Origin of the sequence: Mycobacteroides immunogenum, assembly GCF_001605725.1 — a bacterium.
GTDB classification, from domain to species: domain Bacteria; phylum Actinomycetota; class Actinomycetes; order Mycobacteriales; family Mycobacteriaceae; genus Mycobacterium; species Mycobacterium immunogenum.
The window spans coordinates 1,533,415-1,559,710 of the sequence record NZ_CP011530.1 but is presented as its reverse complement, the minus strand read 5'-3'; the positions used below and the strand labels follow the sequence as shown (position 1 = coordinate 1,559,710).

At 65.1% G+C, this 26,296-nt stretch carries 25 protein-coding genes and 1 tRNA gene; 9 read left to right on the top strand and 17 right to left on the bottom strand.

What is annotated here, in order from left to right; genetic code table 11:
- The first annotated feature begins 163 nt into the window (after positions 1 to 163).
- The 3 genes from ABG82_RS07755 (at position 164) to ABG82_RS07745 (ending at position 1,532) form a co-directional block, all read left to right on the top strand.
- Positions 164 to 571 (top strand): hypothetical protein, encoded by a 408-nt coding sequence (locus tag ABG82_RS07755; RefSeq protein WP_043077147.1) that lies wholly within the window; start codon positions 164 to 166, stop codon positions 569 to 571.
- A 153-nt stretch (positions 572 to 724) separates the two neighbouring features.
- Positions 725 to 955 (top strand): hypothetical protein, encoded by a 231-nt coding sequence (locus ABG82_RS07750; RefSeq protein ID WP_043077148.1) that lies wholly within the window; start codon positions 725 to 727, stop codon positions 953 to 955.
- Positions 956 to 1,067: 112 nt separating this feature from the next.
- Positions 1,068 to 1,532, top strand: a complete 465-nt coding sequence (locus tag ABG82_RS07745) for a hypothetical protein (RefSeq protein ID WP_043077149.1) — start codon at positions 1,068 to 1,070, stop codon at positions 1,530 to 1,532.
- 60 nt (positions 1,533 to 1,592) lie between these two features.
- On the opposite strand, the gene rho is transcribed toward ABG82_RS07745, so the two are convergent.
- From rho to argS, 6 genes are all read right to left on the bottom strand, one after another.
- Positions 1,593 to 3,533, bottom strand: coding sequence for a transcription termination factor Rho (rho, locus tag ABG82_RS07740; RefSeq protein WP_043077150.1), 1,941 nt, complete (start codon positions 3,531 to 3,533; stop codon positions 1,593 to 1,595).
- Positions 3,534 to 3,860: 327 nt separating this feature from the next.
- Complete coding sequence (gene thrB, locus ABG82_RS07735; RefSeq protein WP_043077151.1) at positions 3,861 to 4,781, bottom strand: homoserine kinase; 921 nt, start codon at positions 4,779 to 4,781, stop codon at positions 3,861 to 3,863.
- The gene (gene thrC / locus ABG82_RS07730) at positions 4,778 to 5,845 is read right to left on the bottom strand and encodes a threonine synthase (RefSeq protein WP_043077152.1); all 1,068 of its coding nucleotides are present in this window, start codon (positions 5,843 to 5,845) and stop codon (positions 4,778 to 4,780) included. Before thrC ends, thrB begins: the two co-directional genes overlap by 4 nt.
- Positions 5,842 to 7,155, bottom strand: a complete 1,314-nt coding sequence (locus ABG82_RS07725) for a homoserine dehydrogenase (RefSeq protein WP_043077153.1) — start codon at positions 7,153 to 7,155, stop codon at positions 5,842 to 5,844. Before ABG82_RS07725 ends, thrC begins: the two co-directional genes overlap by 4 nt.
- The gene (lysA, locus tag ABG82_RS07720) at positions 7,152 to 8,573 is read right to left on the bottom strand and encodes a diaminopimelate decarboxylase (RefSeq protein ID WP_043077154.1); all 1,422 of its coding nucleotides are present in this window, start codon (positions 8,571 to 8,573) and stop codon (positions 7,152 to 7,154) included. The genes ABG82_RS07725 and lysA overlap by 4 nt, the downstream gene beginning before the upstream one ends.
- The gene (argS, locus tag ABG82_RS07715; RefSeq protein WP_043077306.1) at positions 8,570 to 10,222 is read right to left on the bottom strand and encodes an arginine--tRNA ligase; all 1,653 of its coding nucleotides are present in this window, start codon (positions 10,220 to 10,222) and stop codon (positions 8,570 to 8,572) included. The genes lysA and argS overlap by 4 nt, the downstream gene beginning before the upstream one ends.
- 120 nt (positions 10,223 to 10,342) lie before the next feature.
- Between argS and ABG82_RS07710 the strand changes: the two genes are divergently transcribed.
- A tRNA-Arg gene (locus tag ABG82_RS07710) sits at positions 10,343 to 10,415 on the top strand.
- 15 nt (positions 10,416 to 10,430) lie between these two features.
- Here ABG82_RS07710 and ABG82_RS07705 read toward each other — a convergent pair.
- Positions 10,431 to 11,006, bottom strand: a complete 576-nt coding sequence (locus tag ABG82_RS07705) for a hypothetical protein (protein WP_043077155.1) — start codon at positions 11,004 to 11,006, stop codon at positions 10,431 to 10,433.
- Between the two features lie 23 nt (positions 11,007 to 11,029).
- A complete protein-coding gene (locus tag ABG82_RS07700) occupies positions 11,030 to 12,229 on the bottom strand; it encodes an FAD-dependent monooxygenase (protein WP_043077156.1) in 1,200 nt (399 codons plus the stop codon).
- A gap of 80 nt (positions 12,230 to 12,309) precedes the next feature.
- On the opposite strand from ABG82_RS07700, the gene ABG82_RS07695 reads away from it, so the two are divergent.
- Positions 12,310 to 12,909, top strand: coding sequence for a TetR/AcrR family transcriptional regulator C-terminal domain-containing protein (locus tag ABG82_RS07695; protein ID WP_043077157.1), 600 nt, complete (start codon positions 12,310 to 12,312; stop codon positions 12,907 to 12,909).
- Here ABG82_RS07695 and ABG82_RS07690 read toward each other — a convergent pair.
- Both ABG82_RS07690 and ABG82_RS07685 read right to left on the bottom strand, forming a co-directional pair.
- Positions 12,906 to 14,135 (bottom strand): MFS transporter, encoded by a 1,230-nt coding sequence (locus ABG82_RS07690; RefSeq protein ID WP_043077158.1) that lies wholly within the window; start codon positions 14,133 to 14,135, stop codon positions 12,906 to 12,908. The two genes, ABG82_RS07695 and ABG82_RS07690, sit on opposite strands and share 4 nt — an antisense overlap.
- A 143-nt stretch (positions 14,136 to 14,278) precedes the next feature.
- A complete protein-coding gene (locus ABG82_RS07685) occupies positions 14,279 to 14,845 on the bottom strand; it encodes a YdcF family protein (protein ID WP_043077159.1) in 567 nt (188 codons plus the stop codon).
- Between the two features lie 156 nt (positions 14,846 to 15,001).
- Between ABG82_RS07685 and ABG82_RS07680 the strand changes: the two genes are divergently transcribed.
- A complete protein-coding gene (locus ABG82_RS07680) occupies positions 15,002 to 16,345 on the top strand; it encodes a cytochrome P450 (protein WP_078343902.1) in 1,344 nt (447 codons plus the stop codon).
- Positions 16,346 to 16,351: 6 nt separating this feature from the next.
- On the opposite strand, the gene ABG82_RS07675 is transcribed toward ABG82_RS07680, so the two are convergent.
- From ABG82_RS07675 to ABG82_RS07665, 3 genes are read right to left on the bottom strand one after another with little or no spacing between them, the layout of a single operon-like run.
- A complete protein-coding gene (locus ABG82_RS07675) occupies positions 16,352 to 16,927 on the bottom strand; it encodes an HD domain-containing protein (protein ID WP_043077160.1) in 576 nt (191 codons plus the stop codon).
- On the bottom strand, positions 16,924 to 18,483 hold the full coding sequence (locus tag ABG82_RS07670) for a cytochrome P450 (protein WP_043077161.1): 1,560 nt from the start codon (positions 18,481 to 18,483) through the stop codon (positions 16,924 to 16,926). The genes ABG82_RS07675 and ABG82_RS07670 overlap by 4 nt, the downstream gene beginning before the upstream one ends.
- Before the next feature lie 2 nt (positions 18,484 to 18,485).
- The gene (locus ABG82_RS07665; RefSeq protein WP_043077162.1) at positions 18,486 to 18,863 is read right to left on the bottom strand and encodes a hypothetical protein; all 378 of its coding nucleotides are present in this window, start codon (positions 18,861 to 18,863) and stop codon (positions 18,486 to 18,488) included.
- A 157-nt stretch (positions 18,864 to 19,020) separates the two neighbouring features.
- Between ABG82_RS07665 and ABG82_RS07660 the strand changes: the two genes are divergently transcribed.
- Positions 19,021 to 19,698 carry a TetR family transcriptional regulator gene (locus ABG82_RS07660; RefSeq protein ID WP_043077163.1) on the top strand — a complete coding sequence of 226 codons (678 nt, stop codon included), beginning with the start codon at positions 19,021 to 19,023 and terminating at the stop codon, positions 19,696 to 19,698.
- Here the strand turns inward: ABG82_RS07660 and ABG82_RS07655 are convergent.
- Entirely contained in the window at positions 19,640 to 20,011 is a 372-nt protein-coding gene (locus tag ABG82_RS07655; protein WP_054175724.1) for a VanZ family protein, read from the bottom strand. The genes ABG82_RS07660 and ABG82_RS07655 overlap by 59 nt on opposite strands.
- Before the next feature lie 77 nt (positions 20,012 to 20,088).
- On the opposite strand from ABG82_RS07655, the gene ABG82_RS07650 reads away from it, so the two are divergent.
- On the top strand, positions 20,089 to 21,306 hold the full coding sequence (locus tag ABG82_RS07650) for an acyl-CoA dehydrogenase family protein (protein ID WP_043077164.1): 1,218 nt from the start codon (positions 20,089 to 20,091) through the stop codon (positions 21,304 to 21,306).
- 5 nt (positions 21,307 to 21,311) lie between these two features.
- Here the strand turns inward: ABG82_RS07650 and ABG82_RS07645 are convergent, their stop codons facing one another.
- Positions 21,312 to 23,936, bottom strand: coding sequence for an AAA family ATPase (locus tag ABG82_RS07645; RefSeq protein WP_043077165.1), 2,625 nt, complete (start codon positions 23,934 to 23,936; stop codon positions 21,312 to 21,314).
- The gene (locus ABG82_RS07640; protein WP_043077166.1) at positions 23,933 to 25,117 is read right to left on the bottom strand and encodes a metallophosphoesterase family protein; all 1,185 of its coding nucleotides are present in this window, start codon (positions 25,115 to 25,117) and stop codon (positions 23,933 to 23,935) included. The genes ABG82_RS07645 and ABG82_RS07640 overlap by 4 nt, the downstream gene beginning before the upstream one ends.
- Positions 25,118 to 25,251: 134 nt before the next feature.
- On the opposite strand from ABG82_RS07640, the gene ABG82_RS07635 reads away from it, so the two are divergent.
- Positions 25,252 to 25,764, top strand: coding sequence for a SixA phosphatase family protein (locus ABG82_RS07635; RefSeq protein WP_043077167.1), 513 nt, complete (start codon positions 25,252 to 25,254; stop codon positions 25,762 to 25,764).
- 9 nt (positions 25,765 to 25,773) lie between these two features.
- Here the strand turns inward: ABG82_RS07635 and ABG82_RS07630 are convergent, their stop codons facing one another.
- Positions 25,774 to 26,292, bottom strand: a complete 519-nt coding sequence (locus tag ABG82_RS07630; RefSeq protein WP_043077168.1) for a DUF3558 family protein — start codon at positions 26,290 to 26,292, stop codon at positions 25,774 to 25,776.
- Between the last annotated feature and the right edge of the window lie 4 nt (positions 26,293 to 26,296).

Below are 26,296 nucleotides of genomic sequence, written 5' to 3'. Positions count from 1 at the left end.
CTCAGTTACGCAAATCCTAAACGGCGGCGACCAGCGCGATATTCCCGGCCGATAGAAATCGGCGGATGCGCGCCGCAGCATCTTCCCAGCGGAGTCGCAGCCGGTAAATAGTTCGCATTCCTAACCTTCTTGTCAGTCGGGACGAAGTGAAGGGAGTTTCGAGATGACCATCAAGAGCATGATCGCCAAGGGCGTACTAGTCGGCGCTCTGAGCTTCGGCGCCCTCGGCCTGAGCGCCGGAGTCGCCAACGCGGCACCGGCGCCGTCACAGCCCGCCGCGGTGAGCACAGACCGGCACGACCCCGGTGGCGACCATCGCGGCGGCCCGGGCGGCTGGCCCGGTGGCGACCGCGTGGGCAACTGGCGAGGTGGCGACGATCACCGCTGGGACGGCCAGCATCCCTGGGGCTGGGGCGCGCCACCTCCCCCGGCGTGGAATGGCCCGCTGCCGCCGCCGGATGGGCCCCCGCCGGCACCGTTCGATTACTGGGGCCAGACGGTGACACCCATGTGGGATCCCGGATTCAACCAGTGGGGGTTCTGGTTCCTGGGCATCTGGATTCCGCTGTAGAGAGCCATTTCCGTGTGGGGGCCCGGGCGGTGGGCACGTCCGGACCCCCACGGTTTCCGCGGCGGGCGCGTACGTTGGATAGTGGCGCGTGAATTGCGAATCACTGCCGATCCGGAAAACCGCCTAGGAAAACCGATTCGGAAAGGACTCCGCATGAACATCAAGGGCATCAACGTCAAGAAGTTGATCGTGGCAAGCGCATCCGCTGCGGCGATGGGACTGGCCACGTTCGCGGGCGCACAGGGTGTGGCCAATGCCGACCCGATCACACCCCCGGCGCCACCGCCCATCCCCCAGGCTCCGCCGATTCCCAACGGGACCGGCGTACCGCCAGTGCCGCAGGCTCCACCGATACCTCAGATTCCGGCGATCCCACAGCCGTGATTCACGCCCGCATCAGGGCATGTAACGGCCGTTGACATCCTGTCGATATTCAACACGGCAGAGGACGGTTACGTCGGGGCGAACCGCCGAGATACTCGGACAGGAGTCGCACATGAATCTGAAAAGTGTTGTGGTGCAAGGTGTCATCGTGGGCACATTGACAATGGGCTCGGTTGGGATGAGTGCCATTCCGGCCGCCGCGCAGCCCACGGGTCATCCCGGTTACACGCAAGACCATCCGAATCGCCCCCACGGCGACGATGATGACTGGGGTGGCCGCGACGGCTGGCGCAACGCGGGTAATTGGCGCGGCAATGAGAACCGGCACGATCGGGACTGGCGCGATGACCGCCGCGAATGGCGTGACAACCCGTGGCATTACGACCAGCGCCCGCCATGGGGCTGGGCACCACCGCCGCGTGCGGAATGGCGCGGACCGCTGCCCGACCGTTGGGGCCCACCGCCCCCTGCCTTCGACTACTGGGGCAACCGGGTACAGCCCATCTGGGATGACGGATTCAGGACCTGGGGATTCTGGCTCTTCGGAATCTGGATTCCGCTGGCCGCCGTCGGCTAGCTCCGCGGGTCCGGCAAAACCGCGAGGAGATCACCGGTTCTCACCGGTGATCTCCTGGCATCAGCTGTACTGCGGCTCCTCGGCACCGGCGGCGCCCGGGGTGTTCTTGGAGACCTGGACCAGGAACTCGTAGTTGTTCTTGGTCTTGCGCAGCTGGCTCATCAGCAGGTCGATGGCCTGATGTGAATCCAGACCCGAGAGCACGCGGCGCAGCTTGTGCACGATCGCGAACTCGTCACCGCTCATGAGCAGCTCGTCCTTGCGGGTACCCGACGGGTTCACATCGACGGCCGGGAACACGCGGCGTTCGGCGATCTTGCGGTCGAGCTTAAGCTCGGCGTTACCGGTGCCCTTGAACTCCTCGAAGATCACCGTGTCACCGGTGGAGCCGGTCTCGACCATCGCCGTGGCGATGATCGTCAGCGAGCCGCCGTGCTCGATATTGCGCGCCGCGCCAAGGAATCGCTTGGGCGGGTACAGCGCGGTGGAGTCCACACCACCGGACAGGATGCGGCCCGAGGCCGGCGAGGCGTTGTTGTACGCACGGCCCAGGCGAGTGATCGAGTCCAGCAGCACCACGACGTCCTTGCCTTGCTCGACAAGGCGCTTGGCGCGCTCGATGGCGAGCTCGGCCGCCTGGGTGTGATCTGACGGCGGGCGATCGAAGGTGGAGGCGATGACCTCACCCTTGACCGAGCGCTGCATGTCGGTGACCTCTTCGGGCCGTTCGTCGACCAGCACCACCATCAGATGGCATTCGGGGTTGTTGGCCGAGATCGCGTTGGCGATGTTCTGCATGATCGTGGTCTTACCGGCCTTCGGCGGCGACACGATCAGCGCACGCTGCCCCTTACCGATCGGCATGATCAGGTCGATCACACGAGTCGTCAGCTTCTCGGTGGTGGTCTCCAGCCGCAGCCGCTGGTTCGGGTACAGCGGGGTCAGCTTGGTGAAGTCGGGACGCTTCTTGGCGTCCTCGACCGGGCCACCGTTGACAGAGTCCAGACGCACCAGCGGGTTGAACTTCTGCCGCTGGTTCTGGTTCCCGGCGTCTGGATCGCGAGGCACCCGCACCGCGCCTGTGATGGCGTCACCACGACGCAACCCGTTCTTACGCACCAGGTTCATCGAGACGTAGACGTCGTTGGGGCCGGCCAGGTAGCCGGAGGTACGGACGAACGCATAGTTGTCGAGCACGTCCAGAATGCCCGCGACCGGCTGCACCACATCGTCTTCACGAAGCTCGGTCTCGCCGCCCTCGCTGTTGTTGTTGCGGTCGCGGCCACGGCGACGTTCCCGAGTGCGGCGTCCACGACGGCCACGGCCATCGCCGTCATCGCCGCGATTGCCCTGGTTCTGGTTGTTGTCCTGACCCTGGTTATCCGAGCTCTGCCCGCCCGAGCCGCCTTCGCGCCCGGCGTTCTCGGTGTTGTCAGCATTGTCGCGGTTATCGCGGTTGTCGCGGGCGCCGTTCTGCTTGCGCTCGCCCTCGGCCGCCTGGTTCTGGCCCTGGTTGCGGCGCCGCTCGCCGCGGCCCTCACGGGGCGCGGAGCCGTTTTCGGCGTCCTTACCCTCGGAGCCCTGCGCGCCATCGGCGGACGGCGCGGACTTCGGCGCCTCGGCAGGAAGATCGAGTGCCGTCTGGGTGGGCTCGGACTGGGCCGATTCCTGACGGCCCTGATCCTTCTCCTTCTTGGGCGCCTCGGCCGGCGCAGACGAGGCCTGCGGCTGCTGAACCTGCGCCGCCTGATTGTTCTTCGGCGCGCCGAGCGCGCCTTGATGCTCGCGAATGGCGGCGATCAGATCGCCCTTACGCATACCCGAGGTGCCCTTGACGCCTACCTGGCTGGCCAGTGCGCGCAACTCGGGAAGCACCATCGTCGACAGCGCACCCAGCCCGTCACCGCGGCGCTCCTTGCTGGCGCGATCGGATGAGGCTGCGGCGGGCGCCTCCGGAGTTTCCGGGGCGGCTTCGGTCGCGATGAGGTCCGTATCGGTCACGGATTTCCTTTCATTCCCCGCCGAACATGGGGCGAGGGGTCTCACTTAGGCCAGTTAGGTTGCTGGCCGCGAAGTTCATGGTGCGGGCCCACACAGATAGGGCCACGCGCGGTCCGGAGAAATGGCAGCTCACCATCGACCTTGCCCAATATCGCCGCCTGTCGGCGACAACTGAAATATCAGGAAGAATTTGTGATCGTCCTCGTTCTCGGCGCAGGTGCGCAGAAGCTGCAATTGCTGGGACTGATACCGAGGATAACCCTCAGCTGGGTATCAAGCAACCAGCACCCCCCGGCGAGTCCCCCGGCTCACCAGCCATAACGTCGGCTATCGAACCGACACACCCGCCGATACCGACATAGACACCAGTGAGAAACCTTGATTTTCAGCGTATTTCACCGCAGAATCCGGCATGTCGCCCGTTGTCAGCGCCAACACCGCAGGTCCAGCGCCCGAGAGCACGGCCGCGACTCCTTGGCCACGCAGGTATCCAAGGACCTGCGCCGACGCCGGCATCGCGGAGGCGCGCTGCGGTTGATGCAACCGGTCTTCGGTCGCCGTCATCAGCAGATCCGGCCGCCCGGTGAGAGCCACGGTCAGCAGAGCCGCCCGGCTAATATTGAATCGAGCGTCTACATGTGTAACAGATTCGGGTAGCAACACACGAGTGTGCGCGGTGGAGGACTGCTCCTCCGGAATGGCTGCGACGATCCTGATATCGGGGTGCACTTCCAGCCGCGTGGCGGCATACACCGGGCCCGCCTCCGAAGTCTGCGACCAGGACACGACGGCGCCACCGAGCACGCTGGCGGCCGCGTTGTCCGGATGCCCCTCGAACTCGGAGGCCAGCTGCACCAGCACGTCATCGGAAAGCACGGGACGCCCAGCCTTGGCGAGCAACCCGTTCGCGGCACCCAGGCCCGCCACCGCAGCGGCGGCCGACGAACCCAGACCACGCGAGTGTGGAATCTTGTTGTGGCACTGCACGATCAGGCCCGCTGCGGCAGCTCCCCCAGCGGCGAGCCCGCGCTCGATCGCACGCACGACGAGATGGCTGCCATCAAGCGGAACCTCTCCGGCGCCCTGCCCTTCGACGGCCACCTTGAGGCCGGATTCGGTTGTATTGACCTCGATCTCGTCATACAGGGACAGCGCGATGCCGAGGCTGTCGAAGCCCGGGCCCAGGTTCGCACTCGACGCGGGCACCACAACGGTGGTGGTCAGCCCCGCGGGCAGGATTTCGTTCACGCCAGTTCCAGCGCCTCGGCGACCGCGCTCGCCTGCACCGGGATGGGAGTCACCTCGGGCATTCCACTCAGCGCGTTGTCGGGATCCTTCAGACCGTTTCCTGTCACGGTGCAGACCACGGTCGAGCCCTTCGGAACCCAGCCGTCGGCAACCGATTTCAGCAGACCCGCGATGCTGGCCGCCGACGCGGGCTCCACGAACACACCCTCACTGGAGGCAACCAGCCGATACGCGTTGAGGATCTCCTCATCGGTGACGGCCAGAAACTTGCCACCGGATTCCTGTTGCGCGGCAACCGCGCCCGACCACGACGCCGGCGAACCGATCCGGATCGCGGTGGCGATGGTCTCCGGATTGGCGACGGGCGCCCCGTTGACCAGTGGTGCGGCACCCGCGGCCTGAGCCCCCAGCATTTTGGGCAGCCGATCCGAGAGTCCGTCCCGGTAGTACTCGTTGTAACCACGCCAGTAGGCGGTGATGTTCCCCGCGTTGCCGACCGGAAGCGCGTGAATATCGGGGGCGGTACCGAGCGCATCCATGATCTCGAAGGCGGCGGTCTTCTGCCCCTCGATGCGCACCGGGTTCACGGAGTTCACCAAGGCGATGGTCGGGTAATCCGCGGTGGTCTTGCGCGCCAGCTCCAGACAGTCGTCGAAGTTGCCGTCTACCTGGATGATCCGCGCGCCGTGGATGACGGCCTGGGCCAGCTTGCCCATCGCGATCTTGCCCTGCGGGATCAGCACCGCACAGGTGATACCGGCCTTGGCGGCGTATGCCGCCGCCGAGGCCGAGGTGTTCCCGGTGGAGGCGCACAGCACCGCGCGCTGGCCGCGGGCGAGCGCATCGGTCACTGCCATGGTCATACCGCGGTCCTTGAACGACCCGGTGGGGTTCAGCCCTTCGACCTTCAGGTGCACCGTGCATCCGGTCAGTTCGGAGAGCCGCGCCGCGGGAAGCAGCGGGGTGCCACCCTCGCGCAGGGTCACCGGCTGCCAGTTTTCGCCGATCGGGAGGCGGTCCCGGTAGGCGGCGATGAGACCGGGCCAAGGGGTATGAACGGTCACTCTTGTGTTCCTTCCAGCCTGATGACGCTCGCGACACCCAGCACCACATCGAGATCGGCAAGGGCGGCAACGGTTTCCGAGAGGGCGGCATCGGTTGCCTTGTGCGTGAGCACTACCAGCCGGGCGCCCGTCTCATCGACCTCGCCCTCCTGCCGGACGGTGGCGATGCTGACCTCGCGCTTGGCGAATTCGGTGGCGACGGTGGCGAGCACACCGGGCTTGTCGGCCACCCGCATCCGGACGTAGTAGCGCGTCGGGATGAGACCGATCGGCGCGATGGGCAGCTGGGCATACCGCGACGAACGAGGACCGCGTCCACCCTGCACCCGGTTGCGGGCAGCCATCACCAGATCGCCTAGTACCGCGGATGCGGTCGGTGCACCGCCGGCGCCCTGACCGTAGAACATGAGCTCGCCGGCCGCCTCGGCCTCGACGAAGACGGCGTTGAACGCTCCGTTGACACTCGCCAGTGGGTGGGTCAGCGGCACCAGGGCCGGATACACCCGGGCCGAAACACGTTGGTGTCCTTCGTTATCCGTGAGCCGCTCACAGATGGACAGCAACTTGATGGTGCACTGCAACGCCCGCGCGGAGTCGAAGTCGTCGGCGCTGATCTTGGTGATGCCCTCGCGGTACACATCGTCGGCGCTCACCCGGGTGTGGAAGGCGATTGAGGCGAGAATCGCCGCCTTGGCGGCCGCGTCGTAGCCCTCGACGTCTGCCGTCGGGTCGGCCTCGGCATATCCGAGCTCTCCCGCCTCGGCCAGTGCGGTGTCGTAACCGGCGCCGGTGTTGTCCATCGCCGACAAGATGTAGTTGGTGGTGCCGTTGACGATTCCGGATACCCGGATCACCGAATCACCGGCCAGCGACTGCGTCAGGGGGCGGATGACCGGGATGGCGCCGGCCACGGCTGCCTCGAAATAGAGGTCGACCCTTGCCTTTTCGGCAGCTTCGGTGAGTTCCCCGGCAGCCTGCGCCAGCAGCGCCTTGTTGGCGGTGACCACTGACTTACCCGCGTTGAGCGCACCCAGGATGCCGCGCCGCGCGGGCTCCACCGGACCCATCAGTTCAACGACGATGTCGACGTCGTCGCGGGCGACCAGGGCATCGATATCGTCGGTGAGCAGGTCCACCGGGACGCCGCGGTCAGCGGCGACGCGGCGCACGCCGATGCCGCGGATTGCCAGCGGGGCACCGATACGGGCAGCGAGATCACTTGCGCTGCTTTCGATGATGCGCGCTACCTCGCTACCGACATTGCCCAGGCCCAGGATCGCTACGCCTATGGGACGACCGGAGTCGCTCACCTTTCCTCCTCCAAACTCACCAAGTCCTCCACGGTCTCGCGCCGCAGGATCAGTCGCGCCTTGCCGTCCTTCACGGAGATCACCGCCGGACGGGTCAGCAGGTTGTACCGGCTGGACATCGAATAGCAGTAGGCGCCGGTCGCGGCGACCGCCAGCAGATCTCCGGGGGCCACGTCATCGGGCAGCCAGGCATCCCGCACCACGATATCGCCGCTTTCACAGTGCTTCCCGACGACCCTGGACAGCACTGGTGCGACATCGCTATCGCGGGAAACCAGTTGGGGGTGGTACTCGGCCTGATACAGCGAGGTGCGGATGTTGTCGCTCATACCGCCGTCGACACTCACGTACCGGCGCTGGCCGTTCGAGAGGATCACGTCCTTGGTGGTGCCCACCCGATACAGGGTGACCGTGCCCGGGCCGGCGATGGCCCGGCCCGGCTCGATCACCAACCGTGGCTCGGGCAGCCCCGCCAGCGCCGATTCGGTGCGCACGATCTCCCCGAGCTTGGCGGCGAGGTCCTCGATGGGCGGCGGATCATCGGACGGGACATAGCTGATGCCGAGTCCGCCGCCGAGGTCGATGATGTTGAGCTGCGCGGTCTTCTCTGCGCCGAATTCGGCGACCACCTCACGCAACAGTCCGATCACCCGGTGTGCGGCGACCTCGAAACCGTCGACGTCGAAGATCTGTGAGCCGATATGGCTGTGCAGCCCCACCAGCCGCAGGTTGCCGGTGGCGAAGACCCGCCGCACCGCCTCCAGTGCCTGCCCGCCCGCGAGCGACAAACCGAACTTCTGGTCCTCGTGCGCGGTGGAGATGAACTCATGGGTGTGCGCCTCGACACCGACGGTGACCCGCACCAGCACGTCTTGCACCACGCCGGCATTGCCTGCGATGGTGTCGAGGCGCTCGATCTCGATCATCGAGTCGACGACGATGTGCCCGACACCGGCACGCACCGCCTGTTCGAGTTCTGCCTCTGATTTGTTGTTACCGTGCAGCGCGATTCGCTGCGGCGGGAAATCGGCGCGCAGCGCGACGGCAAGCTCGCCCGCCGAGCAGACATCCAGGCCCAGTCCCTCGTCCTTGATCCACCGCGCGATCTCGGTGCACAGGAACGCCTTCGACGCGTAATGCACGCGGGCGGCGCCACCGAACGCCGCCGCCATGTCGCGGCAGCGCGACCGGAAGTCGTCCTCGTCGATGACGAACAGCGGAGTGCCGTACTGCTCGGCGAGGTCGGACACGGCCAGACCCGCGAGAGTGACCTCACCATCGGCGCGGCGGGAAGCATTGCGGGGCCATACATTCGGCGCTAGCTCGGTCGGGTTGACCGGTGCCGATGCGAGGTGTGCTGACATGGTTCCGTTCTTCTCCCCTTCTGCGTGGCGGGGGCCTGCCGGGTGTGCGCTCACATCCGCTCCGGTGCGCTCACGCCGAGGATATCCAGGCCGTTGGCGATGACTTGGCGAGTGGCCAGGCACAGTGCGAGCCGGGCCGCGTGGAGATCACCGGGTGTTTCGTCGCCCTGCGGCAGCACCCGGCACGAATCGTAGAACCGATGGTAGTCACCGGCGATGTCTTCCAAATACCTTGCGACGCGATGCGGTTCACGAAGCACTGCGGCGTTTTGCAGAATTCGGCCGAACTCACCGAGCCCCCGGATGAGCGCGCCCTCCTTCTCGTGGGTAAGCAGCTCGAGATGCTCGGTCGAGTACTGCAGGCCCAGATCGGCGGCGTTGCGCGCCAGCGCGGACAGCCGCGCGTGCGCGTATTGAACGTAGTAAACCGGGTTCTCGCTCGAAGCAGATGCCCACAGCTCCAGATCGATGTCGATCGAGGTATCCACCGAGGAGCGGATCAGCGCGTAGCGGGCCGCGTCGACGCCGATGGCGTCCACTAGGTCATCGAGGGTGATGACGGTGCCCGCACGCTTGGACATCCGGACGGGCTGACCGTCGCGGACCAGATTCACCATCTGACCGATGAGGACCTCGACGCTGTCCGCGTCGTAACCCAAGGCAGCGGCAACGGCTTTCAGCCGCGCGATGTAGCCGTGATGGTCGGCACCGAGCATGTAGATGCACAGGTCGAAGCCCCGCTCGCGCTTGTCGAGGTAGTACGCGATGTCACCGGCGATGTAGGCGGGGTTGCCGTCGCTCTTGATGACGACGCGGTCCTTGTCATCGCCGAAGTTGCTGGACCGTAGCCAGGACGCGCCGTCCTTCTCGTAGATGTTTCCGGTCTTGCGCAGCTGCGCGATGGCCTCCTGCACCCGGCCGGAGGTGTGCATCGAGTCTTCATGGGTGAAAACGTCGAAATCCGTGCCGAACTCGTGCAGCGACTCCTTGATGTGCGTGAACATCAAGTCCACGCCGATCTCCCGGAACACCTCGGCCCTCTTGGGCTCCGGCAGCGCGAGCGCGTCCGGACGCTGGGTGGTGACCTGCTTGGCGATATCGGCGATGTAGTCCCCGGCGTAGCCGTCTTCCGGGGCTTCCTTGCCCTCGGCCGAGGCGATGAGCGAGCGGACAAACCGATCGATCTGGGCACCGTGATCGTTGAAGTAGTACTCGCGGGTGACCGTGGCGCCCTGACGAGTCAACAGGCGCCCCAGGGCGTCACCCACCGCGGCCCATCGGGTGCCGCCGATGTGAATCGGCCCGGTCGGGTTGGCGGAGACGAATTCCAGGTTGATGGTGTGGGTGCCCTGCGCGTCGGAGTTACCGTAGGTCTCCCCCGCGTCCAGGATGTTCGCGACGATGGTGCCCTGCGCGTCCGCCGCGATCCGCAGGTTCACGAATCCGGGCCCGGCGATCTCGGCCGCGGCGATCGCGTCATTGGCGACAAGAGCCTCCGCAAGCCAACCGGCCAGGTCGCGTGGGGCGACACCCACCTTCTTGGCGACCTGCAAGGCCACGTTGGTGGCGTAGTCACCGTGCTCGGGATTACGCGGCCGTTCGACCGTCACGGCGGCGGGCAGTGCCGACGTGTCCAGACCTCGCTCGTCCAGCACCGTGGTAGCGGCGGAACGTAGCAGGTCGGCGAGGTCGGCGGGAGTCACGGCGATCATCCTATGGGCTGGGGTAGCCCGGCCCCGAATCCTTTACCCCGACCGAAACGGTGGTCGGGGTGTGCGTCTGGATGCGCTAGGCTGTCTCCGCTAGTCTTTCCAAGCCCTGACGCCCTCGTAGCTCAGGGGATAGAGCGTCTGCCTCCGGAGCAGAAGGCCGCAGGTTCGATTCCTGCCGAGGGCACACACGATCATACGATCATTCTGTCGCGGTATCACCGGCCGCGACAGCGGCGGCACGAAGCTGCTGCTTCTCGGCTTTCACCCGCCTGCGCCAGTTGCGCACGACGACATACCCGACGAGTAACACGATCAAGAGCGCGACGATGGCCCCGATGGCCGTCGCTCCCCGGAATCCGGGTGCCTCGACGTCGAGAACTCGCTCGCCGGCATGAGCGGAATTGCTGGTTCCGAGCACAATGGTGAGCGTCATCAAGTTTGGTATCGCGATGATGACGGCCAATAACGTCAGCACCCCCGCGAAGAATTTCCCGCCGCGGCGCCCTCGCATCAGAAACGCCCACATCGCCAGCAATAACGGAATTCCGGTGCACAACAAGCCGAGCGCCAACCCGCTGCCAATGCCCTTGGTGAAACTGCCATGACCGGACATATCGGCGATACGCTGCGCCCACCAGCGCGGGATGAAGGCCGATAACGCGAAGTACACGACCACCAGCGCCAGCAGCAGCGCGATGGCCGCGAATACCCGTCCACGCCATCTCGCCCAGGTGGATTCCTTGTCCGCAACTTTTACTTCGCCACTTCCAGCCATACCGAAAGGCTATGCGAACAACGCTACTTTCGTGCGCGGGAAGGAGGATTGGCAAAGGCCGCTCGCACGGCGGCCAGCGTGCGGTCACGGAGAACATCGGATTCCCTGTCGGCCGCGAGTTGTGTTTCCGGCGGGATGCCACGTGCGTCATCGGGCTGGATGAACCAGCCCAGAGATGCCCGCGCCAGTTCCTGACTGAGCCTGGCCATATCGCGGATACGCGACGCGTATCGGGCGAACGCTTGCTGGTGGTCATCGGGATGGCCAGAGATCTCGTCGGCCAGAATGGCAGCGCCCACGATGGCCAGGGTTGCCCCCATCCCGGAAAGTAGTGACGGCCCGTAGGCCGCGTCCCCGACAAGGGCCACCCGGCCGCGGTACGGCCTGGCGAGCGATACCTGCGCAATGGCATCGAAGTAGAAGTCGTCGCACGCCCGCATGGCCTCGAGCAATTCCGCGGTGCGCCAGCCCATGCCGTCGAACACCCGGTTGATCCAGTGCCGCTGCGCTGCCACGTCGGCGCGGTCGTAGGAGCGTTGGGCCGACTCGAAAAACAGTCCGATCACCAACTCCGTGTTCTGGTGCACGGTGTAGCACCCGAGGGTGCGGCCCGGACGGTTGAACAACAAGCCCGCGTTGCGCAGGCCGAGAACGTTGCCGGTGGTGAAATGCGCCTGATAGCAACCGAGATGGCGAACGAACTCGGTCTCAGGACCGCAAGTCAGGCGGCGGGTGCGTGAATGCAGCCCGTCGGCGCCGACGACGAGGTCGAAATCGCCACGTCCACCACTGTCGAATGCGACGCAGACGCCATCACCCCGGTCGTCGAGCGATCGAATCGAATCGCCAAAGCGATATTCGACACCAGCGTGCGCGGCGTCCAACAACACCGCATTGAGTTCTGTTCGGAGCAGCTCGATCTCGCCACCGATCACCTCCGGCGCCATGGTGAAGACCCGCTTACCCGACGAGTCGATACGGAAGAACTCGTCCAATTCCGTAGCGCGCGCTTCCAGTTCGCCGAGTACGCCCATCTCGGCCATGACCTCGACGGCCGGGCCGCGCAGATCGACGGCGTTTCCCGCCCGGCGCAAAGCCGCGGATCGCTCCACCACCGTCGGCCGCAAGCCGGCGCGGGCCAGCCGATAGGCCAGCACCGTACCGGCGATACCGGCGCCGCAGATCAGCACGGTATCCGCGCCGGGTCTTCCAGTTGACCGCATAATCACAGGCTAGAAGCCTACTTGACCAATGGTCAAGTAGAGCCTGTTGCTATCGTGCACGCGAGTCAGGAGGTACGCGGATGGCACGTCTGGATAGGGCGGCAGTGCTGACGGGCGCCTGGACCTACATCGAGGCACACGGCGTGGATGCGCTGACGATGCGCAAGCTCGCGGCCTCGCTCGGGGTGAATCACGGAACGTTGTACTGGCACGTCGAGAACAAACACGCCTTGATCGACGCGCTCGCCGATGATCTTCTGGCAGGCGTCGCCGATCCCCCGTACCGTGGCACAGTCGGCATGGAGCGACTCACCGAACTGGCACACCGCCTGCGTGCGGCCCTGCTGTCGCATCGCGACGGCGCGCGAATTCTTGCGGGAACCTTTGTCCGCGAGTCACATACGCTGATGTTCGGCGAAGCCGCGATCGGCGCAGCCCTGGACGCGGGCGTAGGCGAGCAGGACGCGGTACTGCTTGCCTTCTCAGTGCAGTACTACGTCACCGGATTTGCCATCGAAGAACAGGCTGCTCAGCAACTCAAGCACCCGGAAAGCGCTCGCGTACGACGCGATATCGATGAGACACGTTTCCCCCTGGTGAGGGCTGGACTGGAAATCCTGCGAAACACCCCACCCGACAAGCAGTTCGACTATGGCCTACGGCAGTTGTTGAAGACTTAACCGGCCCGGTCAGGCAGTGGCGGAATCCGGTACCGGGAATAAAGCAGCGAAAACCCCAGCACGACAAGACCGGCGACCGCAAGCACGGCACCGACCAGAGACGGGGCCCGGTAGCCGTATCCGGCGGTGATGACCAGACCACCCAGCCACGCCCCGCCCGCATTGGCGATGTTGAGCGCCGAGTGGTTCAGGGCGGCCGCCAATGTTTGTGCGTCGTCCGCGACATCCATCAGACGTGTCTGCAGCGCGGGGACCAGAGAGGTACCCGAAACACCGACCGCGAACACCAACACCAGTGCGGCCCAGGGATTTCTGGAAACCACCGCGAAGATCACCAGCATCACGGCGACCAGCACCAGGCCGATGGCGATGGCCCGGACCACACTGCGGTCGGCCATCCATCCGCCCAGCACGTTTCCGGTGACCATGCCGATTCCGTAGAGCGCCAGCGCCAATGGGACAAGAGTCCTGGGCAGCCCGGAGACGCTGGTGAGGGTGGTGCTGATGTAGGTGTAGAAGGCGAACATGCCCCCGAAGCCCACGATGCCGATGAGCAGGGTGAACCAGACCTGCACGCGGCGCAACGCGCCAAGCTCGGTCAGCGGATTCGTGATCGTCATATCTGTCAGCCCCGGCAAGTAACGCACCAGGGCCGCGACAGTGACGACGCCGATGACCGCGACAACGGCGAAAGCCGAACGCCACCCCACCGCGTTGCCCAGCCAGGTGGCCACCGGGACTCCCACGACGTTGGCCACCGACAGGCCCAGCATGGTTTGGCCCACCGCCTTGGCCCGCTGGCCCGGGCCGGCCAGATGCGCGGCGACCAGGGCCGCGACCCCGAAGTACGCGCCGTGCGGTAACCCGGCGATGAATCTGGACACGATGAGGGCCGCATAACCCGGCGCGAAGACGGTGGCCGCGTTTCCGATCGTGAAGGCGATCATGAGCGCGATGAGCAATGTCCGGCGGGAGGCACGGGCGGTGAGCGCCGCGATGACCGGTGCGCCGACGACGACACCGAGCGCATAGGCACTGATGACGTGTCCCGCCTGCGGCTCGGTGACGTGCAGGCCGTGCGCGATATTGGGCAGCAGTCCCATTGCCACGAATTCGGTTGTCCCGATCCCGAAGCCGCCGATGGCCAGCGCGAGAATTGCGCCGCGGCGCGCGCGTGCCGACACCGGCGGCTCGGGCTGCACGCGTGAATCGACAACGGCAGTCATGAAATGGCTCCTGTGCGGTATGCGATGGGGTGCCGAATGCGCGAACGCACACGGCGGCGCACACCGGTGAGCGCCTTGGTCGGTCAACCACCAATTCTGCCGGGTTCATTCCCTTCAGGCGAACCGTGGTCGTCCCGTAGTTGTCAGCGGAACGGGCTGATCACGTCGCGCATGAACTGCCCGATATTGGTCGGCATATCTCCGTCAGGGAAGCTCGCGGTGGCCAGCACGTTGCCGCCCGCGTCGGTGAAGTTGCGGTCGGCGCGCTGCTGATGGGTCGAATTGGTCACCAGGATGATTCCCGACGCACCCGCCTGTTTGGCCAGCGGCACCGAGAACTGTGCGTTCTGCACGGTGCTGTTGGCCCGCGGCTCCACGATGATCCGGTCGGACGGGTACCCCAAGCCGACGAGCATATTGCGCATCTGATCTGCCTCGGACACACCGTTTTGCGGATTGCCTCCGGTCACGATGATGAATGAATTGGGGAACATGTTGGCGATCGCCCTGCCGGTCGCGACGCGCTGATAGAGCTTGTCGCGCATCGAACCATCGGGCTTGAGGCCGTATCCCAAGATGACGATGGCCGGTTTCGAGAAGTCCTTGCCCACAGCCAGGGGTTCGGCGCTCGTGGTCGCCGGAGCGCACAACGCGAGGACAGCACCGACGACCGCGACGGCCGCCCAACGTGTGATCAACGCGTCCTCCAGACCTCAGTGACTTCTGAGACGAACGAGATACATGGTGCCAGAGTGACCCCTGTCAAGTCGACCCGCCGGGGAAATCTTTCGCGATTTCCGCTGGTGTGACCCACATGACAGATGTAGGCTGTGCTATCAGACACATGTCTACTAAGCCACAATGCCGTGGAGGATGACGTGACCGAGACCTCAACCATCGACCGGGCAGCCGCCGACGCCCCGGAGCCTGCCGCTCCCCCGCTCGTAGCACTTCCCAAGCTCGCCCAGGGCATCGCCTTCGTGGCCTCGCGCCGCTGGACCACGACCCGGCTGGCAAGGAAGTACGGGAAGGTCTACACGATCAACATCCCCAAATTCGGCTACACGGTGGTGGTGGCCGATCCGGACCTGGCCCGGCAGGTTTTCACCACCAGCACCGAAATCCTGGGCAACATCCAGCCCAACCTGAGCCAACAACTCGGGCCCGGATCGGTGTTCGCCCTGGAGCGCAATGAGCACCGGCACCGCCGCAAATTGCTGGCCCCGAAGTTTCACGGCAAGGCCATGGCTCAGTACGAACAGATCATCGAGGAAGAGACCCTGCGCGAGTGCGCGTCGTGGCCCGAGGGGCAGCAGTTCGAAACCATGGAACCGATGATGCGGATCACGCTGAATGCGATCCTGCGCGCGGTGTTCGGCGCCGACGGTGCCGAACTGGACGAGCTGCGCACGATGATCCCGCCGTGGGTCGTGTTGGCCTCCAGCATGACCCGATTGCCGCAACCCAAACGCGACTACGGCCGGTTCAGTCCGTGGGGCATCCTCAAGGCGAAGCGCGCCCGCTACAACAAGGTCATCGACACCTTGATCGACAAAGCCTTGGCCGCACCGGATTTCGAAGATCGCACCGACATTCTCGCACTGCTGTTGCGCTCCACCTATGACGACGGCACCACCATGTCGCGCAGCGATGTCTCCGACGAACTGCTCACCTTGTTGGCGGCCGGCCATGAAACCACAGCCACCACGCTGACGTGGGCGTTCGAACGCATCGCCCGGAACCCGCAGATTCTGTCCCGCCTATCCGAAGAAGCCCAGACCGGCGAGAATGAATACCGCCAAGCGACAATCCTTGAGGTACAACGCAGTCGGCCCGTCATCGACTTCGCGGGCCGTCATGTGCTGGCGCCGTATGTCGACATCGGCCCCTACCGCATCCCCCGCGGCCATTCCCTCGTGGTGAGCATCAACCTGATGCACGATGACCCTGTCGCTTACCCCAGCCCGGAGCGGTTCGATCCGGAACGGTTCCTGGGCACCAAGCCCGGCAACTCCTGGGTACCGTACGGCGGAGGCACCCGGCGTTGTGTCGGGGCAGCCTTCGCCAACATGGAGATGGACATAGTCCTGCGCACTGTGTTGCGGCACTTCACCATTGACACCACATCGGCCCCCGGCGAGAAGTGGCACTCACGCGGAGTCGCGTCCTGCCCAAAGGATAACGGGCTCATCACCGTGCGGCGGCGCTGACGCTCCTCAGCCAAGTCTGCGCAGCTCCGCCCCGACATTGCGCCGGGCGGCCGCCTCCCACCGCACTCGCCCGGCCCCGGTGTGAAAGAGCTCGGGCTTGTCTAGCAGTGCACGCAGCACCCGGGCACGCTCGGGGCGAAACACCTCATCGGGAAAGGACGCGTACTCCTCGCGCACGGCGTCGACATACCGGGCGTAGCGCTCGGCAGACGCACCGAGCACCGACAGGTCGGCATCGCTGAGCACGGCACCGTTCACATCGTCGGGCTGCACGCGATGCGTCTCGGTGAGTTCCACCAGGCGCGCCACTTCATCACCAACGCTGGGAAGCAACAGTTCCCGGGCCAGGTCGGCGGATTGTCGCTCGTTATCGGTCCGGCCGATCTCGTACACCGCGTCGTGGAACCACGCTGCCAGCTCGACGGGCTCGCGATCGAAGACCACGCCATCCTGCGCCAGCAGATCAACCGCATCGAGCACCTCACGCAGGTGAACCACATCGTGATGACGCCGGTGCGGTTCGGACCATCGACGCAACAGATCTGAACGCAGATCATCGGTGAGTGCGGTTGTCGCGGTCATGGATGCCGCTTGCGCAGCCGCATGAGTATCTCTCCCTCGGGACCGCCGGTGAACGTCACCTCACGGCGAGGGCTCTGTCCGGGCAGCAGATCCAATTCATACTTCTGTGCCAGCGAGGCGATTCCGATGATTGCCTCCAGATTCGCGAAACCCGAAGCGATGCACATTCGCCTGCCCGCCCCGAAAGGCATGTGCGCCTTCCGTTGTTCGGGTTGCAGGTTCTCCTTGAGGAAACGTGACGGATCGAAGGTTCTGGCGTTCTCCCAGACACGTTCGTTGTGGTGGATGCTGTCGATGAGAACCATCACCGTAGTTCCCGCCGGAATCGGATAGTCCCCGAGTACGTCGTCGGCCTTCGCGGCGCGTGCAAGTCCCAGAATGGGTGGATACACCCGCATGGCCTCATTGAGCACCGCCGCGGTCCACGGAAGATCATCGACATCGGCGGCCGTCGGGAGTCGCCCGCCCAGCACGCGATCGACTTCTTCACCCAGCTTGGCGCGCGCATCTGGGTTGCGGGACAACAAGTACCAGGTCCAGGCCAAAGCGGCGGCGGTGGTCTCGAAACCCGCTCCCAGAAAGGTCATCAGCTCGTCCCGGATCTCCAGATCCGTGTACTTGGCTCCGGTCTCGGGATCCTCGGCGGCCATCAACAGTGCGAGCAGATTGTCCTGCCTGGTGATCCGGCCACTGCGGTGGTCCGCGATGAGCTGATCGATGGTGCGCTCCACCCAGCGCAGGCCCTTCATTGTCCGCGGCGCGGCGACCGATGCGCCGATGCGCAACGCCTTGATGGCCAAACGCGGTGTATGCGAGGCTAATTCATCTGGCCCGTGAGTGGCGAGCTTATCCACTATCCAGCGCAGCGGCGGAGCCGCTCCCGCGATGAAGCCGACGCCGAAGAGTTTGAGTAGGCGCGCAAAGTTGATACGCATGCGCTCGGCCATATCGCCGGACAGGTCGATACCGAACATGGTCTGCGCGACGATATCCATCGTCAGGTAATTCATCTCGGCGGTAACGTCTACCGGCTTGCCCTGCCCATGCAATGTGTCCCACCGCGCGATCGTCCGCGCACTGGCCTCGGCCATCTGCGGCGCGAACAAGTCAACTTGCCTCTTGGCGAAGATCGGCTGCACCAAACGGCGATTGCGGTTCCACAGCGTTTCATTGAGGTCCGTTACCAGGCCCCGACCGAAACCCACTGCGAGCAAGTCATATTCGGCGCTCTTGATGTAGTTGTCCTGATTGGCGACCAGCACATGGCGGGCCAATTCCGAGTTACGGACGATGACAGCTTTCCGCATGGGCGCCCTGGCGACAATGACGTCGTCCTGGCCGGGCAGGTCGGCGAGGTACTCCGAAATGGTGTGCCGGTATGTGGACCACACCGCGCCGAGCGCCAGTCGCCACGACTTCAGATAACCGACGCGGGTGTGATGCCATCGCAGAAAGGTGGGGCCACCGGGATATAGATCATGATTGACCGGACATGCACCGGTGGCCACCTCAACCGGCACGGAAAGGGGTTCTGGCTGCAACGCTGGAGCCGACACGATTAGACCCTTTCTTGTTCTGAGGCGTTGTCATGCGCCTCAGAATCTGATCCGGAAGTCACCTCTTCCGCCACGGCGTCGAGCTCGTCGCCAGCGGCTTCGTCGTCCACCTCGTCATCGAGGTCCACGAGCTCGCCGGCCTCGTCGTCATCGCCCGCCTCGGCGTCGGCCGCGTCCTCGGCGTTCCATCGGTCGTGATCAGCACGCGCTCTCTTACTGGCCTCCGCGATTTCGAACCCGTCAGCCACGACACCACTCACCTCACGGGCAACCTCGCCCACCGTCCGGGTGATGATCCGAATGATCCGGCCAACTCGAGTTCCGACCGACTCCAGAACTTCCTGGGCGACGTTGACGTTGCGCTCAACAGGTCCCACCATGCTGCACTGTCCTTCCGGATTCAGTAACCAAATAGTGAACAATCGTGCACTGGGCCCCAGTCTGCGCAACCTAGATGAACCTGTCAATACCAGATATCAACGCGGTTTCGAACGAAACAAGGTCTTACAGTAGGAGTACGCACGTACACTCATTGACATGCGACACAGTCGTGCCGAGAAGAAGTTGCACACCCGCCGCGCGTTGCTCGACGGGACCCTGGAGCTGCTCAAGCTGCGCGGCTTCGCGACCGTGAGCCTGCGGGAGGTAGCCAAGTCCGCAGGCTTGGTTCCCACTGCGTTCTATCGGCACTTCGAATCGATGGAAGACCTCGGCACGGTTCTGGCCGAGGAGAGTGTTCGTGCGCTTCGTGACACCTTCCGTCAAGCCCGGGGCCAGGCCGGTAGTGACAACCCCGCCAAGATTCTCGGCCTCATGGTTGACCGAGTGGGCGAGCATGCGAACAACTTCCGGTTTCTAGTACGTGAACGTCATGGCGGCTCGCCACAAATCCGGCGAGCCATCAATAACGAGATGCGGATGCTCACCAACGAAGTGGTGGTGGAGCTGGCGCGCAATCCGGCGACAAACCATCACAGCACCGAGGATCTCGAGATCGCCGCGGATCTGATCGCCGGGTCGATTCTCAGCACCATCGGCATGCTGGTGGACACCGACCACCCCACCGATGCCGACGCGAGCGCCGCGCTGAACCGCGCGCTACGTCAGTTGGACCTGGTCACCAGCGGGCTGATTCACACCCGCACCGTGACGACGGTCATCGCGGAGCCTGCCCGCACCCACGATGAATCGTCCGCCACAACAGCAGCGCCGTAAGCAGGCCGACCATATCGGCGAGCAGGTCCAGCACGCTCCCGTCACGGCGCGGAATCCACAGCGCTTGAACAACCTCCGACGCCACCGCGAAGGTCAGAACCCAAGCCAGTGTGGGTAACTCAGCGATCCTCGCGAAGCGCGAGCATGTCGCCAACATCGCAAAAATCAAGAAATGTGCCACCTTATCCACGCCGGGCGGCCCCGACGGAACGGTGCCGCCAGGCGTGAACAGCAGCAGGCAGGACACCACGAACGCACACACCAGGGTGAGCCAGCGGACACCCGAGGACCAGGGTTCAGCGATCCGAATCATCGTGAGCTATATTGCCGCTTCGGCTCTGAGTGATTCAAAGCCATGCCGCCGAAGCGCATGCTGCGTAGAACGAAGGCATGACTTCCGCCGCGTCTGTCCTGGAAATCCGCGCGCTGCCCGGCACCGAGACCTATCGGAATCTGCTCGCCCAAGTGGCCAAGGGGGCGCGAGACCGCGACCTGGATGACGAGAACCCCTTTGACCAGGTTCGCCTGCTCAAAGAGGCAGGATTCGGGCGGCTTCGCATTCCGGAAGAACTCGGCGGATCCGGACTATCTGTGCGACAACTCTTTTCCGCCATCATCGATCTCGCACAGGCCGACCCCATCGTCGCGCACATCTTCCGCACCCACTTCTGGTTCGTCGAGGAAAGACTGCGCACACTCTCCGATCCCCGATCGGCCACCTGGCTGACCAAGGTGAATGAGGGCAATCTGTTCGCCAACGCCTTCAGCGAGAAGGGCTCGCTGGCCGTGGGCAGCCTGGTGTTCAACACCCGGCTGCTACCGGTGGGCAACGGGTACCGGCTGAACGGCGAGAAGTTCTACAGCACCGGAACGTTGTTCGCGGACTACTTGACGGTCACCGCCAGCACCGATCGCGATTCGGTGGCATCGGTCATCGTGCCCGGCGACCGCGACGGTGTGCGGCTGGTGGACGACTGGGACGGCTTTGGCCAGCGGCGCACCGGGACCGGTACCACGATCTTTACTCAGGTCGATATCGGCGCCGACGAAATCCTTTCCGAGACACCGTATGACGCGCCCGCGGTACCCACCACTCAGTACGCGTCGCTGCAGCTCTACATCCTGGCGATCGTCGCCGGCGTGCTGCGTTCGGTGGTGGACGACGGCGAAGCACTTTTACGTTCGCGTCAGCGCAACTTCAGCCACGCCCTCACCGAGCGGCCGGTCGACGACCCGCTGCTGCAACGCACATTGGGCGAACTGAGCGCGACTGCCTTCGCCGCGGAGGCCACGGTTCTTGCCGCCGCCGACGCCATAGCTGCCGCCACCGCCTCGCTGCGGGACGGAGTTCCCGACACGCAGCTGGCCGAAGAGGCCCAGCTCGCGGTCGCCAAGGCCAAGGTGCACATCGACGCCGTCGCGCTTGACGCGGCCACCAAACTGTTGGACCTGGGGGGAGCCAGCGCTTCGAGCCGTAGCCGCAACCTGGACCGTCATTGGCGCAATATTCGCACCATCAGCCTGCACAATCCGGTGCACTACAAAGCGCGGGTGATCGGACAGAATCTGCTGCACGGTACGCCACTGCCCGCGAACGCGTATTTCTGAGTCGCTCAGGCCGACAAGCTGATTCGCTGCGCGCCGGTCACCGCATGATAGCGGTCGGGGCTGCAGGTCAGCACGATCACCTGCGCCTCGGTGCCCACCGCATCGAAGACTTCGCCCATTCGCTCAAGCCTGTCACTGTCGGTGAACCCCAACGCGTCATCGATGATGACGGGCACCGCGTCCTGAGGCGCCACCAGTGCGGCGCTGGCCAGCCGCGCCACTATGCCCAGCTGCTCCTTCGCGCCGCCCGACAGTGACTCATACGGCACGGTCCTGCCCTCCAAGGTCCGGCTGCGAATGCTCAGGTCGCCATCAATGTCCACTTCGAAGGTGGGGCCGAAGACCATGCGCCCCAACCGTTCCAGTTCCGCGCGGAACGGGTCGACGTACCGCAACCGCATACCGTCACGGTGCCGCATCATCACCGACCGCAACGTATCGACGGCCCGCGCCTTCGCGCCGATCCGGGTGAACTCCGTTGCCGCGTATTCGCGTTCGGAGGCGGCCGCATCCAGTTGATCCTGACGCCCCTGCCTACCGAACACCTCCAGCCGCACCGAGATATCGCGCAGCCGATCCCGCGTCGACTCATGCCGCTCATCCAGCGCCCGCGCCACTGCCGAGGCCTCGGCCAGCTCGGCGCGCACCTTGTCGGCCTCCAGCGCCGCCAACTGACTCACGAGGTCGGTGACACGCCGGGCGGTCAGGTCGGCCGCCTGCACCGCCCGCTCATGGCGCTCGGTCAGCAGATCATCGGAAGCGGAGGATCGTACGTGGGCAAGACGCTGCTCGGCAGCGGCCAGCTCGTCGGCACGCGCGGCACGCTTCTCCCGTGCCGCCATGGCATCGGCGGCCTTCTCCGCGAGCTGTTGACCGGCGGCCTGGACGGCCCGGCGGTGGGTTATCTCTTCAGCCTGTAGACGTTCCACCTCACCGATCAGCCGGGTGACCTCGGCGCGAGCTTGTGCGGGGTCGATCGCATCCCACAGTCCGGTGGCCTCCGGAACCAATTCCCGTAGTCTGCTCAGCTTCTCGCGCAAGGCATCGAGATTCTCCGAACCCATCAGGCCATCGAGCAGCGCGGTCAACCGGTCACGTTCGGCATTCAGCTCAGTGCGCCGCGCATACTGCTGCTGCGCCTGTCCGACATCGGCGACGCCGGCGGCCGTCAGCGCACCGGTCAGCGTCTGGCGCGCGGCGTCGAGGTTGTCGCGAAGCTGAGCCGCATTGGCCCCCGGGATGATTCGGGCGACGGCCACACCAGGGGCGGCGATCTCGATGGTGTCCGTCGCAGCACTGGCCCACTGTTCACCCGCCGCGACCCGCAGCTGCTCACCGTTGACGGTGATCTCGACGTCGGCGAGCGCCCGGACCTCGACCTGTGCCGAGGCCGTCGCCAAGGCTGCCTCGGCCATGCCGACGGCGCGGGCGGCGGTCTCGACCGCACTCAGGCTCTGCGCGGTAATGACCACCGACGCGAGCTCCGCGCCGATCGATGCCAACTGCCGCGTGGTGAGGTCGATACGTGACACTCGTGCCGCCAGCCCGTCCACCTCGTCCCGGGCCAGCGCACGTTCCAGGGTGTCGCGCGCCGTTTCCAGCTGGGTGCGGGCCGCGTCGACGGCGGCCGTCGCCCGCGCCGCTGCGATCTCGGCCGCCTCGCCTACCTGCTTGGCCGTTTCGTGCGCCGCTGCCGTGACGGAAACCTGTTCCGCGAGAGCGTCGATGGATGTCCTACGGGCCTGGATATCGGAGAGCAGCTGCGCCCGTTCATCGCGCTTTGTGTGCGCTGCCACCGCGGCCGCCTCGGCGGCCTCGGCAACCACGATCGCGTTGTCACGCTGCTGGATGAGAGTCGAAACCGCTTGGGAGGCTTCTTCCAGCGGCGCCAAACGGCGATTCACCTCGGCACGCTTGGCGATGACCGCGGCCAGTTCCTGGGTCAACTCGTCGTGCTCGCGAACCTGCTGATCGACCTCTGCCATGGCCTCACCCGCAACGGCAAGAGCGTCCTCGGCGGCAGTCAGCCGCGCGCCTGCCTTGGCCCATTCACCAGTGGGCCGCCCTGTCCCGGTGAAGTACAGCGCGTACTCGGCATCGATTCGCTCCACCAGATCCGGCTCGCTACCCGAGAGCGCAACCGACTGTCCCGCAGCCAGATCCAGCGCCCGGGTGAGCGCATCGCTCGACGACAGGTCCAACACACCTGCCCCTGCCGACTGCAGGACGCGTTGCGCCTTCCATAAATTCATGTCGATGGACTGATCGAGCATGTCCAGAACCCGCTGATGCGCCTCGTCGCCGGAGAGCTGCTCACGGCGCGGTTCGATGACGGTCAAATGCGTTTCGGCACGCTTATGAAACCTTTTGCGGTACACAAAGCGATAAGGACCACAACTGATCTCGGCTTCAACCTCGGATCCGACATCGGCAAAGGTCGGCTTGACCTGCTTGACGTCTTTCTTGGTGGAACGATCCTTGGATTCGATCAGCAGGTCCAGGGCCTCGATCATCGAGGTCTTGCCGATCTCGTTGGCGCCACCGACCACGACAACACCACGATCAGGAAAAGTGATGTCGCGGTGCGCGATCCCGCGGTAGTTGGTGACGGAGAGTCGATGCAGCTTCACGCCGCCGCCCCTCTTTTCTGCGCACCGCCCTTCGCCGGGCCGCCCAGGCCGGCACCGGAGGTGAGGCGCAACAACAATGACAGCGCGCCCTGAGCGTCCGCGGCGGACGGTCCGGCCGCGGCGGCCATGTCCTTGAGCTCTGCGATCGCCGATTCGGCGAACCCGCCAACCCCCAGATCACTGAACTCTCCGTCGGCCGGGACCACCGCGATATCGGTGTGCCGTTCCCACGCTCGCAGGCTGGCGAACAGCCGCGTGTACTTGTCCAGGCACTCCTCGAGAAGCGCGTTGTCGGTCACGCTGAGAGTTCCGGTGAGCGCCAAGCGCACCACGGTGCGCTCCTTGTCGGGGAAGAGCTCCAGATTCAGCCCCAGGTCGGCGATATCGCGCGCGGTATCCACCGACCAGCGCAACGTCACGAACCGCCATCTGCCCACGTGATGGGCATCGACCCGGACCGCTCCCGACTCGTCCAAATCGACCACCAACGCGTGCCCCGGATCGGATTCGACATCGTCGTAGTTGGTGACCTCGGGAGCGCCCGAATACCAGATGCGCCCGCTGGAACCGACCTGAGTACGGGAGTGTTTGTCCCCCAGCGCCACATAGTGGACGGCGCCACGGGCGATGGCGTCTTCGACGGCCTTCAGCGCGATGAGCGCCGGTTTCGTCGGATCGGGGTCCAGGATGTCGACGCCTCCGTGGGCCACCACGATGCGGCGGGTGCCGTCGGCGGGGAGTCCGTCCAGCTGCTCGGCCACAAGATCGTGGGTGGGTGCCTTGGAGCGCCACGGCACCGCGACCAGCTCGATACCGGGAGCCACCGGATGAATACCGGCGGCATCAAGCACGTGGACGTTCGCGGGCTTCTCGGCCAGGAACAGCTCGCTGGTGTACACAGAGGCCGCGTCCAGCGGATCATGGTTGCCGGGGAGCAGATAGATGTCCACACCGACGCCCCGCATGACCTCAAGCGCCTGACTGATGACGCGCGGTGCGAGTTGATTGGACTCGAAGACGTCGCCACACACCACCATGAAGCCACAACCTTGCGCCACAGCAACCTCACCGAGGGAGGAAATAGCCTCCCTACGAGCGGCTGAGTACTGCGGCTGCGCCTCGCCGGCAAGAAAATGCCGTGTCATGCCGAGCTGCCAGTCAGCGGTGTGCAGGAACTTCACGATCGAAAGTCTATTGCCGTCGACCGACAACCTCGGGGATGCCGCGCCTGACCTCACCGGCCTGCGTCAGAGGTCTATCCACAGGTCTGGCATTTGCCCGACGCTCACCGCGCGGCCCCGCTACGGTACGAATCATGCCGGATGACGCCAAGCGCACCCTGATCCTGATGCGCCACGCGAAGTCGGCGTATCCACCCGGGGTCGACGACCACGAGCGCCCGCTGAACCTGCGTGGCACCCGACAGGCGACGCAGGCCGGGACTTGGCTGCAAGATCACTTCAATCGGATTGACGCGGTGCTGTGCTCAACCGCCACCCGAACCCGTGCGACCCTCACCCAGACCGGGGTGCACAGTCAGCTGGTGAGGTTCAGCGACAAGCTGTATGACTCGACACCGGGCATCACGCTCGGGGAGATCAATGCGGTGCCCGACTCCGCGATCACCGTGCTGGTCGTGGGGCATGAGCCCACCACGTCACAGCTGGCCCTCGCACTCGCCGACGTGGGTACCAGTAGCGCCGAGGCCGCGAACCGCATCTCCACCAAGTTTCCGACCTCGTCGATCGCCGTCCTGACGACACGTTCACCGTGGTCACGGCTGGAGCTTGGCGGCGCCTCGCTCACCACATTCCACGTACCGCGCTAGCAGCCCGGCTCAGACCTTTTCCGCCACCTGGGAGGAGAGCTTCATCGCGCAGTGACACGCGGCCGATGAAGTGCCATGGCCGGCCCCGAGCAAGGTCACCGCCAATTCGAAGAACTGATCGTCGCCGTACTCCAGGGCCGTGACACACATCCCGTAGGTAGAACTGATGAAACCGTTCTTACCCGCTGCGGAAAAGTCTCTGACCTCCTCGCGCGTCCGCTCCTCCCCCTCGCGCTCGCGCCCGATCGGGCTGCCGCGGTACCAGGACAGGGTGACGTTGGGGAGCACACTCCAATATCCGTTCGGGGTCCAGGTACATCCCGCCGGAGTCTTCGCCACAAGCTTGAGGTCGGCCCGGTGCAACACTGCCGCGACATCGGGGGTGGTCAGACTGCCGCACTCGGAATAGGCGGGGCCCACCCTGACATCGTGCAGGCTCGACGCGTCATGACCCATATGTTCACCGTGATGGCCAGAGCACCCCGCGGTGAATAGAACACCCAGAGCCAGCGCGGTACACAAAAGCATCCCG